Genomic DNA, 15,022 nt, shown 5'->3' with positions numbered 1-15,022 from the left:
TTCCGGCGTGCGCGTCGTCGATGGAGTATGAGCACCGCATACGTCATCGCCGCCTGCGTCACCATCACCGCGAACCTCGCCATCGCCGCCGCGGACTTCGCCAAGGCCGAGTTCGTCGTCGCCAACTCGGCCGAGGTCGGCGTGCCCCTGTCGTGGCTGCCGACCTTGGCCACCCTCAAGGCAGCGGGTGCCGCCGGGTTGCTCCTGGGCTTGCTCGGGATTCCTCTCGTCGGCACCGCTGCCACTCTCGGTTTGATCGCGTTCTACGTCGGCGCTGTCGCCGCTCACGTCCGCGCCGGAGTCCTGTACAACATCGCCGCTCCGCTGTTCTTCCTCGCGCTGCCCACCGCGACGCTCCTGTTGTCCTTCGGCTAGGAAGCGTTGGCGCCGTCATGCGGCTAGGCCCTGTCCTAAGTCCTCAAGCACTCCGCACACCACGTAAACTGAGCCCATGCACCCCACGCGCCCGCACACCCCATCCCCCGCGCGCGCCGTCTAGAGAACCCCGTTTCGTACTCATAACGGGAAAAAGAGCGCTCCAAAAACCCGTTTTGAGTACGAAACGGGAGTTTGGGCTGCGGTGGTGATGTTTGGGGTGGCGAGCACGGGGGCGTCACGGTTGCTGGGGACCACTTGCAGGACACGGACTAGGAAGCTTTGGCGCCGTCGGGGTGGGGCACGGTGCGGTACAGGCCGACCGAGGTCACCGCCAACCAAGCCCACCCGGTGACCACCGCGATCCACAGGCACGCCACGCCCACCGCAGAGGTGGCCAGCGCGGCACCGCCGATGAAGCCGAGCGCCACCACCGCGCCGCTGACGCGCGAGTACAGCGCCTGCCGCACCTCACCACGCTTGGCGAACCACCCGGCCACGACGAACGCGGCGATGGCCAAGCACAGGAAGCCGACGGCGCCGAAGGCCAGGTGCAGCACGCCGCTCAGGGAGCCTTCCGAAGCCGGTACGCCCGCTGGGAAACCCGCCATGGGGTCGGGCGGGAAGATCGCGCTGCCGACCAGGCACAGCCCGTAGACCTCGATCAGCGCGCTCGCCACCGTGGAATCCGTCGCGCGCCGCACCCCGGCAGCGGCGGCGAGGGTCATGAGCCCGGCGAGGATCAGGTTGGTCGTCTGCGCCCAGCCGAAGTCCCCGAGCGTCAACAGGCTCAGCGCGTGCCGCCCGAAGTCGAACCCGGGCCTGGTCAGGGCCAGCGCGACGCCGACGACCAGGTAGAAGATCCCGGCGACGACGCCCCAGCCCAGCAGTGACCGCGTCACTGCTGCCGCCATGTCGAAACCCTCGTCGCGTCCTCGGGCCGTGTCCGCCATCGCTCTTCCTCCAGCCAGAAGTTGCACTGACAAGTGCAGTATTACACCGCTGAGTGTTGTAGTAAACTGTTGAGTGCATAAGATGCCGGAGAACGGGGGCGCGTGTGGGTTCGGCGAAGGACGGCTCGGAGGGGCTGGACCCGCGGGTGGCGCGCTCGCGCGCCGTGATCGTGGCCGCGGCGACAGAGCACTTCCTGCGCAACGGGTACGTGGGCGCGAACGTCGACGAGATCGCGGCCGAGGCGCGGGTGTCCAAGCGGACGATCTACAACGTGTTCGGGGGCAAGGAACAGCTGTTCCGGGAAACCCTCGCCGAGGCGCTGGTGACGGCGGAACGGTTCTCCCGGCAACTGTCGGTCGAACTCGGCACCACCGGCGACGTCGCCGGCGAACTCCGCGACGTCGCCGTCCGGCTCGCCGCCGCCGTGCTCGGCGGACCGGTCCTGCGACTGCGGCGACTGCTCATCGGCGAGGCGGAGCGCTTCCCCGACCTCGCCGATGACTACTACGCGCGGGCTCCCGGCCGTGTGATGGACAGTCTCGCCGAAGGTCTGCGCCGCTTTCACGAGCGCGGCCTGCTCCACGTCCCGGAACCGGAACTGGCCGCCGAGCACTTCGCGTTCCTCGTCATGGGGGCACCGCTGGACCGGGCACTCTTCGCGGCGCGCCCGCTCGCCGCTGATCACGTCGCCGCGCGAGCGCGCGCGGGAGCGGAGGCGTTTCTGCGCTCGTACATGAACGCGGCGCCAGCCCGGCGTTGAGCATCGATCGCCAGCCCGAGCCGAGTACCGCCCCGGGCTCCTAGTCGCGTAGGCGTTGAACGAGGTGCATCGTCATCTCACGCATGGGCTCAGGCAGGCGCCCGCGTCCCCGATTCCTGGGGCCTAAGTTGATTATAGTTGCTAAAATCGATTATTCTCCTTACGGTCGATCGAGTCCGCCGGTGGTCGCGAGGCCGAGTTGGTCGTGCTGGATGCCGCGGAGGAAGGGCAGGTCAGCGGACCATCCGGACCTTTCCCGCTTACCTCTGCGGCGCCGTTCGCCGCTTTCCCTTGTCAGGGAACGAGCGCTGCCGAACCAGGATCTGCGCACTCCCGCGATCGAGTTGGCGCGGCGGCTGAGATCCGGCATCGCCTGCGATACCCACTTCGAGATCGTGTCGGGAGCCTCGGGAGCGCTCATGGGACTTACCGCTCTGCACCGCGTGCGGCCGCTCAGCGTGGTCCGGGACGCGATGCGGGCCGCGCTCCACTACGAGGCACATCCGTTCGACGCGAAGATCGACGACTGGCGGAATGTGCGCGACACCGTCGAGTTCGGCCTCGACGTCACCGCCGACGAACCAGCGCAACCCGTGGCGCGGTGTCGCGACGAGCAAGCGTGGCGTGACCAACTGCGGACCGCACCCGAACCTCGTCTCCGCCGGGCTGTTCACCGGCCTTGCCGGGATCGGCCTGCCTGCACGATCCCGGCTCGGTGTCTCCATTGTCGCGCTTCAAGCCGGTCGTACTGCCCTTGAGGCTTTCCGCATGGCCCGCACTCTGTGGATTGTGCCCTGATACACGCGGTGGCGGCCGTGGAACCGTGACTCATTTTGACGAACTGGGGGCTGGAAGAACAGTTCTTCTAGTAGGGACCGTGCATATAACCCGATTCGGCGACAGTGCGGGCCGTGCTAAGGCCGCAGCGAAGGGGGGACGCCGGAAGGGACAGCCCGACCGAGGCCGCTAGAACATATTCTTCCATTTCTTGAGACGTGCACGGTGACTGTTCAGCAACGCCGTCCCGTTGCCCACGCGTCCTGGGTGAACAGTGCGCCGCCAATCAGCTTGACCTCTGGAGGCACACACTGGAACTCGTTGCCCTCGAAAGTCTTGTTGATCTCGATCTGGATGTTGCTCCCGTGCGGAGGGACGCAATGGTTGTAGACCGCGTTGATCGCGTCCTCGTAGTATCCGCACGTTCGCGGAGAACCACCGTCCTCCGCTGTCGCCGAACCCGCACCCACCAGTCCGAATGACCCGGCGAGGGCCATCATCACGATCGCCGGAATTTTCCCGCTCATCCTTCTCCTCTGGGCCGCCTGAGGTTCACGAGGAAGTCTCGCGCCAACCGACTTCGCAAATGTGAAGAATCATAAGAAATGGCCATTCATCTCAAGCGAAGCCATTGCACCGGTCGATATCAGCGGGGCTGATGCTCCACAGTGGACAGTGCGCCCGGCGATACCGGCGGTCCCGGGGAGTGCGTCACGGGCGGGCGCGGTGATCCTGTCGCGACTGTCAGGGGGTGGTGCCACGATGCGGTTCCGACCGAAACCAGGAGGATCAACGTGGCTTCTCACCTCAACCCCTACCTCAGCTTCACCGACAACGCGCCAGGCCATGGAGTTCTACCGGGAGGTCTTCGGCGGCACACTGGAGGTGAACACCTTCGGCGAGTTCGGCATGACCGACGGGGCCGACCTGATCATGCACAGCCTGCTCGTCACGGACAGCGGCTTCCGGATCATGGGCGCGGACACCCCGCCCGGGATGGACTACCGGCCGGGCAACACCGTCACCGTCTGCGTCAACGGTGACGACATCGAGGAGCTGCACGGCTTCTGGGACAAGCTGATCGCGGGCGGCACCGTGGCGACGCCGCTGGAGAAGCAGGTGTGGGGCGACGAGTACGGCGCCTGCGAGGACCGCTTCGGCATCCAGTGGATGTTCAACATCTCCCAGCCCCAGGGCTGAGCGCGGTGCGGCGGCCGGGCCCAGGCCGGACCGGGCCCCGCCGTCACCGCACCGTGAGGGTCACGTGCTGGTGGGCCGTAGGCGTGGCCGACCCAGTGCGCCCCCTTTCGCTCCTGGCACAGCGTGCCGCCGACCAGCGAAAACGAAAGCACGGGCGCGGCGGCTGAACACCGGCAACGCAGTCGCCCCGGCCGGGCTTCGCGGACCTTCCGCGGCGCGCGTTCGAAGGCTTGATCACCACTCGGTGGCCGGATGCGGCCGACCAACTTGAGATGAAGAGGTGTTAAGTTCTCACCCAGGACCTCAACCTGGGAGGCGGGCCGTGGGTGAGCTGGTGGTCGGCATCGACCTGGGCACGCAGGGCGTGCGCGCCGTGGTCAGCGACCTGGGCGGCCGCGTCCTCGGGCAGGGTCACGCGCCGCTGACCAGCCACCGCGACGGCGATCGGCACGAGCAGGACGCCGAGCGGTGGTGGCAGGCGGTCGGTACGGCCGTGCGCGCGGCGCTGGCCACGGCGCCGGACGGACCGGTGCTGGGCGTCGCGACGTGCGCGACGTCGGGCACCGTGGTGCTCACCGACCGTGCGCTCCGGCCGAAGCGGCCCGCGTTGATGTACGACGATCTCCGCGCGAGGAACCACCGCGTCCTCGACAAGATCGACCCAGCGGTGTGGGACCGGCTCGGAGTGCGACCGCAGCCGTCGTGGGCGCTGAGCCGGATCGCGTGGCTGCGCAACCAAGAACTGCGTGATCACGATCCGGACGGGCTCGTGCTGCACCAGGCGGACTTCGTCACCGGGCGGCTGGCCGGGCACCCGGTCGCGGCCGATACGAGCCACGCGCTGAAATCCGGCGCCGATCCGCTCACCCGGTCCTGGCCGGAGGAGGTCCTCGCGGAGCTGGGCCCGCTGCCGGAGCTGACCAAGCCCGGCGCGGTGCTCGGCGGGGTCTGCGCGGAGGCGGCGGCGCACACCGGGCTGCCGGTCGGCACGCCGATCATCGCCGGGATGACCGACGGCTGCGCGGCGCAACTGGCCACCGGCGCGCTGGACGTGGGCAGCTGGAACTCCGTGCTGGGCACGACCCTCGTCGTCAAGGGCGTCACCGAGCGGCGGATCACCGATCCGGACGGCAGCGTCTACAGCCACCTCTCCCCCGATGGCCACTGGTGGCCGGGCGGCGCGTCGAGCATCGGCGCGGGCGTGCTCGGCAGCGAGTTCCCCGGGCGGGCCCTGGCCGAGCTGGACGCGGCGGCTCCGCTGCGCGAGGCGCTGGGCTGCGTGAGCTATCCGCTGGCCGGGCGCGGCGAGCGGTTCCCGTTCGTCCGGCCGGACGCGGTGGGTTTCACGCTGGGCGAACCGCGCGACGAGCTGGAGCGCTACGCGGCGACCCTCCAGGGCGTGGCGTTCGTGGAGCGGCTGTGCTTCGAGCACGTCGCGGGCCTCGGCGCGCCGGTCGGCGACACGATCCGGGTCACCGGCGGGGCCGTGCGCAGCGCCGCGTGGACGCAGCTGCGCGCGGACGTGCTCGGCCGGGCCCTTGAGCTGCCGGAGGTCGCTCAGCCCGCGTTCGGCATGGCGGTGCTGGCCGCCGCCGCAACATCGGGCACATCGGCCACATCGGGCACGAGCACGGCCGACGCGGCGCGGGACATGGTGCGGGTGGCGCGCGTGTTCGAGCCGGACGCGCGGGTCGGCGAAGCCCTCGAACAGGGTTATCAGCGGTTGAGGAGGAGCCTGCTCGATGACTGAGCTCACCGTCGTGCGGCACGGGGAAACCGTGTGGCACAAGGAAAACCGCTACGCGGGCCGCTCCGACGTCGCGCTGACCGAACGCGGCGAGCGACAGGCGGCGGCGCTGGCGGACTGGGCCGAGCGCGCGGGGCTGGACGCGGTGCACTGCTCGACGCTGAGCCGCGCCGTGATCACAGCGACGGCGGTCGGGACCAGGATCGGGCTGACGCCGGTCGTCGATCCGCGGTTGCTGGAGCTGGACTTCGGCGAATGCGACGGGCTGACCGCGGCGGAGATGCCCGCCGACGTGCGCAAGCGGTTCGAGGCCGACCCGGTCGCCAACCACCTGCCCGGCGGTGAACACCCGGCGGACGCGGCGAAGCGGTTCCTGGACGGCCTGGCCGATGCCGTCGCCGCGCACCCCGGCGGACGCGTCCTGGTGGTCGCGCACAGCACCGCGCTGCGGCTGGCGTTGTGCGAGATGCTGGGCATCGCGCTTTCGCGGTACCGCACGGTGTTCCCGGCGATCGCGAACTGCCGCGGCGCGCGCCTGCGCGTCCACAAAGGACAGTTCTCGTTGCTCTCGCTGAACGAACCGCTCGTCGGGGCCGCCGGATGAGCGAGCAGAACCTGTCGCGCCGCCGCGAAGGCCGCTTGGACGAGCTGACCGCGCTGTTGCTCGCCGAGGGCACCGCCACCGCGCAGGACCTCGCCGAGCGCTTCGACGTGAGCCTGATGACGATGCACCGCGATCTCGACGAGCTGGAGCGGCGCAGTCTGGTGCGCAAGTTCCGCGGCGGTGTCACCACGCAGCCGTCCGGGGTGTTCGAGAGCAACGTGCTTTTCCGCCAGCAAGCCATGATCACGCAGAAGCAGCTCATCGCGCGGGCCGCGCGGCGGCTGGTGGAACCGGGCATGTCGATGATGCTCGACGACTCCACTTCGGTGTTGGAGCTGGCGAAGCTGCTCGACGGCATCACACCGTTGCGGGTGGTGACGAACTTCCTGGCGGGCCTGAAGGTCCTCTCGGGCGTTCCGGGGATCTCGCTGACCGCGCTCGGCGGGGACTACGACCCCAACCACGACTCCTTCCTCGGGGTCGGCTGCGTCGAGGCGATCGAGGCGCTGCGGGTGGACGCGGTGTTCGTCTCCACCTCGGCCGCCGCCGAAGGGCTGGCCTACCACCAGGAACAGCACATCGTCTCGGTCAAGCGGGCGATGCTGGCCGCCGCCGCGCACCGCTACCTGTTGCTGGACAGCGGAAAGTTCGGCCGGGTGGCGCTGCACCGGGTGGTGCCGCTGGAGACCTTCGACGCGGTGGTCGTCGACGACGGGATCACCGAAGAACAACTGGCGGATCTCCGCGAGCGCGGGATCATGGTGGAGGTGGCGCAGTGCCGCGCTTCGACGGAGTGATCTTCGACATGGACGGCGTGATCGTCGAGTCGGAGCACCTGTGGGAGGAGAGCTGGACGGTCAGCGCGGCCGCGCGCGGCTACACCTGGATGCCGGAGGACACCTCGACGGTGCAGGGCATGAGCGCGCCGGAGTGGTCGGCCTACGTCGCGGCGCGGGCCGGGATGCCGGAGGAGGCCGAGACCGTTCGCGCCGAGTGCGTGAAGTTCATGGTGGACAAGGTGATCGGTGGTGAGGCGCCGCTGATGCCTGGCGCCGCGGAGCTGGTGCGCGCGGTCGCCGGGCTGGTCCCGGTCGCGGTCGCCTCCTCCGCCGCGCGCATGGTGATCGAGGCGGTGCTCGCCGAGCACGGGCTGGCCGACCGGTTCGGCGCGGTCTGCTCCAGCGAGGAGGTCCCGTACGGCAAGCCCGCGCCCGACGTCTACCTGGAGGCGGCGCGGCGGCTGGGCGTGAACCCCTTGCGCTGCATGGGAATCGAGGACTCCAGCAACGGCATGCGCTCGGCCCGCGCCGCCGGGCTGACGCTGGTGGCACTGCCCAACGCGGCCTATCCCCCGAAGCCGGACGCGCTCGCGCTGGCCGAGCACGTCGCGGCCACCCACGACGACGCACGCGAGTACATCACCGGGAGGCTGACCTCATGATCCTTCGTGTCCTGGCGGCGGGCGACAACTTCGTGCTCAGCTCGCTGCTCAAGAGCGCCGTGCTCGGCGAGGTCCCGGACGCCCAGGTGTCCACAGTGGACTTCCCGTGGCCGGACGTGCCCTTCGGGAAGGTGGCCGAGGTCGACGAGGCCACCGGCTCCGAGGACGAGATGATCTCCGCGCTGCGCGGGCACGACGTGCTGGTGACGCAGATGGGCGCGGTGACCGAGCGGGTGCTGCGCGAATGCCCTGACCTCAAGCTGGTCGCGGTCAGCCGCGGTGGCCCGATCAACGTGAACGTCCCGGCGGCCACCGAGGCCGGTGTCGCGGTCTGCTACGCGCCGGGCCGCAACGCGACGGCGACCGCGGAGATGACGATCGCGTTGATGCTGGCGGTGTTGCGGCGCGTCCCGGAGACGCACGCGCACACCGCGAACGGCGAGTGGCGCGGCGACTACTACCGCTACGAGCGCTGCGGCCTCGAACTCGAAGGCACTCCGGTCGGCCTGGTCGGCTACGGCGCGATCGGCAGCAGGGTGGCCAAGGTGCTCAGCGCGTTCGGCGCCGAGGTCATGATCTACGACCCGTACGCCGACCCCGGATTGCCGGGCCTCGTGCACGATCTCGACGACCTGTTGACGCGCAGCCGAGTTCTCACACTGCACGCGAGGGTTACCGAGGAGACCGAGGGTCTGATCGGCATGCGAGAGCTGTCATTGCTCCCGCGGGGGTCCTATGTGGTCAATGCGGCGCGCGGCGCGCTGCTGGACTACGAAGCGGTCGTGGAGGCGTTGCGGGACGGGCACCTCGCCGGGGCCGCGTTCGACACGTACGCGGTGGAACCGATCCCGTCCGGCGACGCGTTGCTCAGCGCGCCGAACGTGGTGATGACGCCGCACATCGCCGGTGCTTCCAAGGCGGTTGCGGAGAAGGCCGCGCGCATCGTGGCCGCCGAGGTCGGCCGGTTCGCGCGCGGCGAAGAGCTGGCCAACTGTTCCAACCCGGAGGCGCGCGGTGTACATCGGAGTTGATGTCGGCACGTCCATCACCAAGGCTGTCGCGTTCGACCGATACGGCGCGCAGTTGGACAGCGAGTCCGTCCAGACGCAGCTGATCCACCCGGCGCCCGGCCAGACCGAGCAGGACGTCGACGAGGTGCTGCACTCGGTCACCACGGTGTTGGGCGCGCTGGTCTCCCGCGTCGGGCAGCCGGAGTTCGCCGCGGTCACCGGCCAGGGCGACGGCCTCTGGCTGACCGACTCCGAGGGTCGGCCGTCGCGCGCCGCGGTGTCCTGGATGGACGGCCGGGCCGCGGAGACCGTGCGGGCGTGGACTTCCGGAGGCGTCGAGGAGGCGCTGTTCCGGATCAACGGCAACATCCAGTTCCCCGGCAGCCCCGCCGCGATCATGTCCTATTTGGACAGACATGAGCCGGAGGCGCTCGACCGGTCCGCGACGGCGGGCTACTGCAAGGACGTCGTGTTGCAGCACCTCACCGGGGTGCGCGGCACGGACGCCTCCGACACGACCATGCCGTTCGGGGACCTCCGCGGCGGCTACAGCGCCGAAGCCCTCGAGCTGACCGGGCTGAGCCACCGCGCGGACCTGCTGGCCCCGATCCACCCCGGGCAGCCGGTCGGCGAGCTGCGCCTGCCGGACATCGGCCTCGCACAAGGAACCCCGATCGTCTCCGGCCCATACGACCTGCCCGCGTGCGCGCACGGCGCCGGTGTCATGGAACCCGGTGACGGCATGGTGATCATCGGAACCACGTTGGCCTGTCAGGTGATCACCGACGCGCCGGACACCTCCGGCCGCCCCGCCGGGCTCACCCTGGCCACCGGCGTCCTGGGGAAGTGGTTGCGCGCCATGCCCGCCATGGTGGGCACGGCGTCGCTTGACTGGGTCCTGCGCACGATCGGCGCGACTACGAGCGATGTGCCCGGCCTGCTCGCGGAATGCCGGGCCGGCGCCAACGGTGTCGCGGTGCTGCCGTACTTCTCCCCCTCCGGCGAGCGCGCCCCGTTCGTCGATCCGTCCGCGCGCGGACAGATCACCGGGCTGACGCTGCGGAACTCGCGGGCGGACCTGGTGCGTGCGGTGTGCGAGGGCATCGCCTACGCGGCGCGGCACTGCCTCGACGCGGCCGGGCTGACCGGAACGCTCGCCGTCGCCGGTGGTGGCGCGCGGAGCCCGGAGTGGTTGCAGATCTTCGCCGACGTCCTGGACCGGCCGCTGCGGCTGCCCCGCTGCTCCGAGGTCGGCGCGCGCGGCGTGGTCGTGAACGCTTTCGGCGCGTTGGGGCGGGAACACGACGCGGCATCGTGGACCGGCTCCGAGCAGATCATCGAGCCGGGCCACGATGTCGAGCACTACCGCGAGGGCTACCAGCGGTACCTGGCACACCTGGACGCGGCGCGCCCGCTCTGGACCTAGGGCGTGTTTCACAGGTCCGTGTTCGCGATAGCCGGGCCGAGCCCGCCCCTGGCGGCGTCGTCGGAAAGCCCACGTACAACACCGGTACGCGGTCTTCCCGCCGTCTTGCCAGGAACGACCTCGATCCCGACTCTCATCGAACGAGACCTATGAAACACGCCCTAAGCCTCCAGGTCGCGGCCGTTGCCGCGCTTGCGGAGGTACCCGAAGCCCGGGATGCCCAGGATCGCCTTGCGCACGTCCTTGGTCACGTCGAGCAGCTCGTGTATGTCCGGGCCGACGCGGTCCAGGGTGCCCAGGATCGGCATGATGTCCTTGACCATGTGCTCGGCCAGCTTCGGCAGCTCGTCGACCAGCTTGATCGCGGCCTCGATCTCGTGCGCGGACAGCTCGGTGACGAAGCGCAGCATCGGCTTGGTGGTTTCGAGGATCTCGTCGACGGCGGCCGTCACCCGGCGCGCGTGCTCCACCGCCTCCTCCGACGACGTGATCACGGCGTCGGTGCGCTCGACGAGCTCGTTGGCCCGCCGCACCACCTCTTCCGCGGCCGTGAGCAGGGTGAGCAGCCGACCGGGGATCGACACGACGGTCGTCGTCGTCTGCACGGCCCAGTCGAACACTGTCCTCGGGCCGGGAAGGTTGAGCACCATGTGACCAGTCTGCCGGAAAACGGGCCTACCCTGTCGGGTCATGCCCCCGGACGCCGTGTGGTTCCAGGCCCTCAACGAGATCATCAACGCCTCTCACCTCGCCACCGCGGATGATCTGGTGCCGATCCTGGACTCCGCCTGCGCGCGCTTGGGCATCCGCCTGAGGCTCTACCTCACCGATCTTCCCCAGCGGGAGTTGCGGCCCATCCGCGCGGGCGACTCGCTGACGGTGGACGGCACGGTCGCGGGGCGGGCCTTCCGGCTGACCGAGATCCTTCCCGGACACGACACCCACGGCGCGGGCGTGCTGTGGGTGCCGGTGCTCGACGGCACCGAACGGCTCGGGGTCGTGGCCATGCGGCTGCCCGCCGACGCCGATCCGGACGACCCTTCACTGCGTGAGCGGTGCTGGACGCTGGCAGGCCTGATGGGTCACCTGATCGTGGCGAAACTGCCCTACGGCGACCTGTTCCACCGCGTGCGCCGCACCGCGCCGCTGACCGTGGCCAGCGAACTGCTCTGGCAGCTGCTGCCGCCACAGACCTTCGCCTGCCAGGAACTCGTCGTCGCCGCCATGATGGAGCGTTACGACCAGGTCGGCGGCGACGGCTACGACTACGCGGTGAACGACAAATGCGCTTATCTGGCGATGTTCGACTCCACCGGGCACGACCTCGCCGCCGGGTTGATCACCACTTCGGTCCTGGCGGCCACCCGCAACGCCCGCAGGGCCGGGGCCGACCTGCTCGGTATCGCGGCCGCCGCGGACAACGTGCTCAGCGAGCACCACCCCACCGCCGGTTTCACCACGGCCGTGCTGGCGGAGCTGGACCTGAGCACCGGCGCGCTGAGCTACCTGCTGGCCGGGCACCCGCCACCGGTGCTGCTGCGCGGCGGGAGCGTGATCAAGACGCTGGGCGCAGCGCCCCGGCTGCCGCTGGGCCTGCGCCGTCTGCGGCCCGACTCCGCCATCAGCGGCGCCGGGGTGGAGCACCTCGAACCCGGCGACCGGCTGCTGCTGCACACCGACGGGGTCACCGAAGCGCGCGACCAGAACGGGGTGGAGTTCGGCATCGACCGGCTCGTCGACCTCACCGAACGGCACGAGGCGGCCGGGCTGCCCGCCCCGGAGACGCTGCGCCGCATCACCCACGCCGTGCTCGACCACCAGAACGGCAGGCTCCAGGACGACGCCACGCTCATGCTGGTCGAGTGGTCGACGGAGGCGGCGAGATCGTTGCTGCCGGAGGTCGCGGGCTGAGAGGGTTGGGCGGGCGCCGTTCGGGTAGCTCCCAGCCATGACCGACACCGTCCGCGTCCGCCCCGTGACCACACGGCGCAGGGGGCCCAAGGGCGCGGCGCTGCTCCGGCTGCTCGGCACCACCGACCACAAGCAGATCGGCCTGCTCTACATCGCGACGTCGTTCGGGTTCTTCCTGATCGGCGGGTTGATGGCGATGCTGATGCGCGGCGAGCTGGCCGCGCCGGGGCTCCAGTTCCTCTCCGCCGAGCAGTACAACCAGCTGTTCACCTTGCACGGCACGGTGATGATGCTGCTCTACGCCACGCCCATCACCTTCGGCTTCGCCAACTACGTGCTGCCGTTGCAGATCGGCTCCCCCGACGTCGCCTTCCCCCGGCTGAACGCGTTGTCGTACTGGCTGTTCCTGGTCGGCGGGCTGATCACGGTCAGCGGGTTCCTCACCCCGGGCGGCGCGGCGGACTTCGGCTGGTTCGCCTACACCCCGCTCTCGGACGCCACCCACGCCCCGGGCATCGGCGCGAACCTGTGGGCGGTCGGGCTGATCCTCAGCGGGCTCGGCACGATCCTGGGCGCTGTCAACATGATCACCACGGTGCTCTGCCTGCGCGCGCCGGGCATGACGATGTGGCGGATGCCGATCTTCACCTGGAACATGCTGCTGACCAGCGTCCTGGTGCTGATCGCCTTCCCGATCTTCACCGCCGCGCTGTTCGGCCTGCTGGCCGACCGGCTGCTCGGCGCGCACGTGTTCGACCCGGCCAACGGCGGCGCGATCCTGTGGCAGCACCTGTTCTGGTTCTTCGGCCACCCCGAGGTCTACATCGTGGCGCTGCCGTTCTTCGGCATCGTCTCGGAGGTCCTTCCGGTGTTCAGCCGCAAACCGCTGTTCGGCTACAAGGGCCTGGTGTGGGCCACGATCGGGATCACCGCACTGTCCATTGTGGTCTGGGCGCACCACATGTACGCCACGGGCGCGGTGCTGCTGCCGTTCTTCGCGTTCGCCACGTTCCTGATCGCGGTGCCGACCGGGGTGAAGTTCTTCAACTGGATCGGCACGCTGTGGAAGGGGCAGCTCACCTTCGAGTCGCCCATGCTGTGGAGCATCGGGTTCCTGGTGACGTTCCTGCTCGGCGGGCTGTCCGGCATCCTGCTCGCCGCGCCCGCGCTGGACTTCCACGTCACCGACACCTACTTCGTGGTGGCGCACTTCCACTACGTGCTGTTCGGCACGATCGTGTTCGCCACCTTCGCCGGGATCTACTTCTGGTTCCCCAAGATGACCGGCCGGATGATGGACGAGGGCCTGGCCAAACTGCACTTCTGGACCACGTTCATCGGCTTCCACACCACGTTCCTGGTGCAGCACTGGCTCGGCGCCGCGGGCATGCCCCGCCGCTACGCCGACTACCTGCCGACCGACCAGTTCACCGTCATGCACGCGGTGTCCAGCATCGGCGCGTTCCTGCTGGGGCTGTCGGTGTTGCCGTTCCTGTGGAACGTGGCGAAGAGCTACCGCTTCGGCGAGGTCGTGACCGTGGACGACCCGTGGGGCTTCGGTAATTCGTTGGAGTGGGCCACGACCTGCCCACCGCCCCGGCACAACTTCACCGAGCTGCCCCGCATCCGCTCGGAGCGGCCCGCCTTCGAACTGCACTACCCGCACATGGTCGAGCGGTTCCGGTCCGAAGCCCACGTGGGCGGTCGCCCGGCTCCCTCGGAGGCGGCCGCGGATGCCGCTCGGGAGGAGTCAGAACGCGGGGACGACACGCGCGACCGCTAGCCGCGCAGCAGCGGGAGCACCCTTTCGCCGAAGACATCGAGGAAGCGTTCCTGGTTCCGCCCGACCTGGTGCAGGTAGACGCGGTCGATGCCCAGTTCGGCGTAGGAGGCCAGCAGTTCCACGTGCTTCGCGAGATCACTGGACATGAGGACGCTGCTCTCCAAGGCAGAACTGGGAACGTGCTCCGTCGCGGCGTCGAACTGCTCCGGCAGCTCCAGCTCCTCGTTCAGCTCGGGCGGCAAAGCGTTGGTGCACCACTGGTCCACGGCTTGCGCGCGGACCTCGCTCTCCTCGTCGGCCCAGGACAGGTGGACCTGCACGTGCACCGGGCCGGTGCCGCCGCCTTCGCGGAACGCCTCGATCACCCGGCGCAGCTTGCCTTTCGGCGCGTTGACGGTGATCAACCCATCCGCCCAGGACGCGACCTCGCGCGCGGTGGACGGCGTCAGCGCGGCGGCCAGCAGCGGAGGCGGAGCTGCCGGGAGTGAGTAGACGCGCGCGGCCCGAGCCGTCACCAGGCCGTCGTGCTCCACCGTCTCGCCCGCGAGCAACCGCCGCATGACGTCGGCGCACTCGCGAAGGCGGGCGTTGCGGACGGGCTTGCGCGGCCAGGGCTGCCCGGTCACGTGCTCGTTCAGCGCCTGCCCGGAGCCGAGAGCGGGCGTGAACCGGCCGGGGAACATCTCCGCCAGCGTGGCGATCGCCTGGGCGAGGACCACCGGGTGGTAGCGATCGCCGGGCGCGGTGACGACGCCGAAGGGCAGCGAGGTCGCCGCCATCGCCGCGCCGAGCCACGTCCACGCGAAGCCGGAGTGCGCCTGCCGCCCGCTCCACGGGGCGAGGTGGTCCGACGACAGCACGGCGTCGAAGCCCGCCGCCTCGGCGCGCTGGGCGAGGCCGAGCAGCCGTGACGGCGGGAACTGCTCGTGCGAGGCGTGGAAGCCGATGTCCACAATGGCCACCTTTCCCCGGGTTGCGTGTCGATGGGCACACAACGCGAACCGACATCCGGGGTGTTCCCCTGTCGTGAATCG

16 protein-coding genes and 1 pseudogene are annotated in these 15,022 nt (G+C 69.8%); 12 read left to right on the top strand and 5 right to left on the bottom strand.

The window, feature by feature from the left end; all coding sequences use genetic code 11:
* Positions 1-27: 27 nt before the first annotated feature.
* The gene (locus NLX83_RS34265) at positions 28-375 is read left to right on the top strand and encodes a DoxX family protein (RefSeq protein ID WP_254239402.1); all 348 of its coding nucleotides are present in this window, start codon (positions 28-30) and stop codon (positions 373-375) included.
* Positions 376-647: 272 nt separating this feature from the next.
* Here the strand turns inward: NLX83_RS34265 and NLX83_RS34260 are convergent, their stop codons facing one another.
* On the bottom strand, positions 648-1,328 hold the full coding sequence (locus NLX83_RS34260; protein ID WP_254239401.1) for a DUF998 domain-containing protein: 681 nt from the start codon (positions 1,326-1,328) through the stop codon (positions 648-650).
* Positions 1,329-1,432: 104 nt separating this feature from the next.
* On the opposite strand from NLX83_RS34260, the gene NLX83_RS34255 reads away from it, so the two are divergent.
* Positions 1,433-2,089, top strand: coding sequence for a TetR/AcrR family transcriptional regulator (locus NLX83_RS34255; protein ID WP_254239400.1), 657 nt, complete (start codon positions 1,433-1,435; stop codon positions 2,087-2,089).
* A gap of 160 nt (positions 2,090-2,249) precedes the next feature.
* On the opposite strand, the gene NLX83_RS34250 is transcribed toward NLX83_RS34255, so the two are convergent.
* Positions 2,250-2,510, bottom strand: a complete 261-nt coding sequence (locus NLX83_RS34250; RefSeq protein ID WP_254239399.1) for a hypothetical protein — start codon at positions 2,508-2,510, stop codon at positions 2,250-2,252.
* 203 nt (positions 2,511-2,713) lie between these two features.
* Here NLX83_RS34250 and NLX83_RS34245 point away from each other — a divergent pair, with 203 nt between their 5' ends.
* On the top strand, positions 2,714-2,887 hold the full coding sequence (locus NLX83_RS34245; RefSeq protein WP_254239398.1) for a hypothetical protein: 174 nt from the start codon (positions 2,714-2,716) through the stop codon (positions 2,885-2,887).
* Between the two features lie 212 nt (positions 2,888-3,099).
* Here NLX83_RS34245 and NLX83_RS34240 read toward each other — a convergent pair whose 3' ends face one another.
* The gene (locus NLX83_RS34240) at positions 3,100-3,393 is read right to left on the bottom strand and encodes a DUF6355 family natural product biosynthesis protein (RefSeq protein WP_254239397.1); all 294 of its coding nucleotides are present in this window, start codon (positions 3,391-3,393) and stop codon (positions 3,100-3,102) included.
* A gap of 267 nt (positions 3,394-3,660) precedes the next feature.
* Here NLX83_RS34240 and NLX83_RS34235 point away from each other — a divergent pair.
* The 7 genes and pseudogenes from NLX83_RS34235 to NLX83_RS34205 all read left to right on the top strand — a co-directional run bounded on the left by NLX83_RS34235 (position 3,661) and on the right by NLX83_RS34205 (position 10,294).
* Positions 3,661-4,066, top strand: a pseudogene (locus NLX83_RS34235) (VOC family protein).
* 322 nt (positions 4,067-4,388) lie between these two features.
* Positions 4,389-5,816 (top strand): FGGY-family carbohydrate kinase, encoded by a 1,428-nt coding sequence (locus NLX83_RS34230; protein ID WP_254239396.1) that lies wholly within the window; start codon positions 4,389-4,391, stop codon positions 5,814-5,816.
* The gene (locus NLX83_RS34225) at positions 5,809-6,417 is read left to right on the top strand and encodes a histidine phosphatase family protein (protein ID WP_254239395.1); all 609 of its coding nucleotides are present in this window, start codon (positions 5,809-5,811) and stop codon (positions 6,415-6,417) included. Before NLX83_RS34230 ends, NLX83_RS34225 begins: the two co-directional genes overlap by 8 nt.
* Positions 6,414-7,214: a DeoR/GlpR family DNA-binding transcription regulator gene (locus NLX83_RS34220; protein ID WP_254239394.1), complete on the top strand. Its 801-nt coding sequence runs from the start codon at positions 6,414-6,416 to the stop codon at positions 7,212-7,214. The genes NLX83_RS34225 and NLX83_RS34220 overlap by 4 nt, the downstream gene beginning before the upstream one ends.
* An 8-nt stretch (positions 7,215-7,222) precedes the next feature.
* On the top strand, positions 7,223-7,858 hold the full coding sequence (locus NLX83_RS34215; protein ID WP_254239433.1) for an HAD family hydrolase: 636 nt from the start codon (positions 7,223-7,225) through the stop codon (positions 7,856-7,858).
* Positions 7,855-8,889, top strand: a complete 1,035-nt coding sequence (locus NLX83_RS34210; protein ID WP_254239393.1) for a 2-hydroxyacid dehydrogenase — start codon at positions 7,855-7,857, stop codon at positions 8,887-8,889. Before NLX83_RS34215 ends, NLX83_RS34210 begins: the two co-directional genes overlap by 4 nt.
* On the top strand, positions 8,873-10,294 hold the full coding sequence (locus NLX83_RS34205; RefSeq protein WP_254239392.1) for an FGGY-family carbohydrate kinase: 1,422 nt from the start codon (positions 8,873-8,875) through the stop codon (positions 10,292-10,294). Before NLX83_RS34210 ends, NLX83_RS34205 begins: the two co-directional genes overlap by 17 nt.
* Positions 10,295-10,455: 161 nt before the next feature.
* Here NLX83_RS34205 and NLX83_RS34200 read toward each other — a convergent pair whose 3' ends face one another.
* On the bottom strand, positions 10,456-10,944 hold the full coding sequence (locus NLX83_RS34200) for a hypothetical protein (protein WP_254239391.1): 489 nt from the start codon (positions 10,942-10,944) through the stop codon (positions 10,456-10,458).
* Between the two features lie 40 nt (positions 10,945-10,984).
* On the opposite strand from NLX83_RS34200, the gene NLX83_RS34195 reads away from it, so the two are divergent.
* Positions 10,985-12,205 (top strand): PP2C family protein-serine/threonine phosphatase, encoded by a 1,221-nt coding sequence (locus NLX83_RS34195; protein ID WP_254239390.1) that lies wholly within the window; start codon positions 10,985-10,987, stop codon positions 12,203-12,205.
* A 37-nt stretch (positions 12,206-12,242) separates the two neighbouring features.
* A complete protein-coding gene (gene ctaD, locus NLX83_RS34190; protein ID WP_254239389.1) occupies positions 12,243-13,988 on the top strand; it encodes an aa3-type cytochrome oxidase subunit I in 1,746 nt (581 codons plus the stop codon).
* Here ctaD and NLX83_RS34185 read toward each other — a convergent pair.
* A complete protein-coding gene (locus NLX83_RS34185; protein WP_254239388.1) occupies positions 13,985-14,941 on the bottom strand; it encodes a TIGR03885 family FMN-dependent LLM class oxidoreductase in 957 nt (318 codons plus the stop codon). The genes ctaD and NLX83_RS34185 overlap by 4 nt on opposite strands.
* Positions 14,942-15,022: the final 81 nt, after the last annotated feature.

The sequence above is a fragment of the Allokutzneria sp. A3M-2-11 16 genome (assembly GCF_024213555.1).
Lineage (GTDB): Bacteria > Actinomycetota > Actinomycetes > Mycobacteriales > Pseudonocardiaceae > Allokutzneria.
The sequence above is the reverse complement of the archived record's forward strand: the minus strand, read 5'-3'. Positions and strand labels throughout refer to the sequence as shown.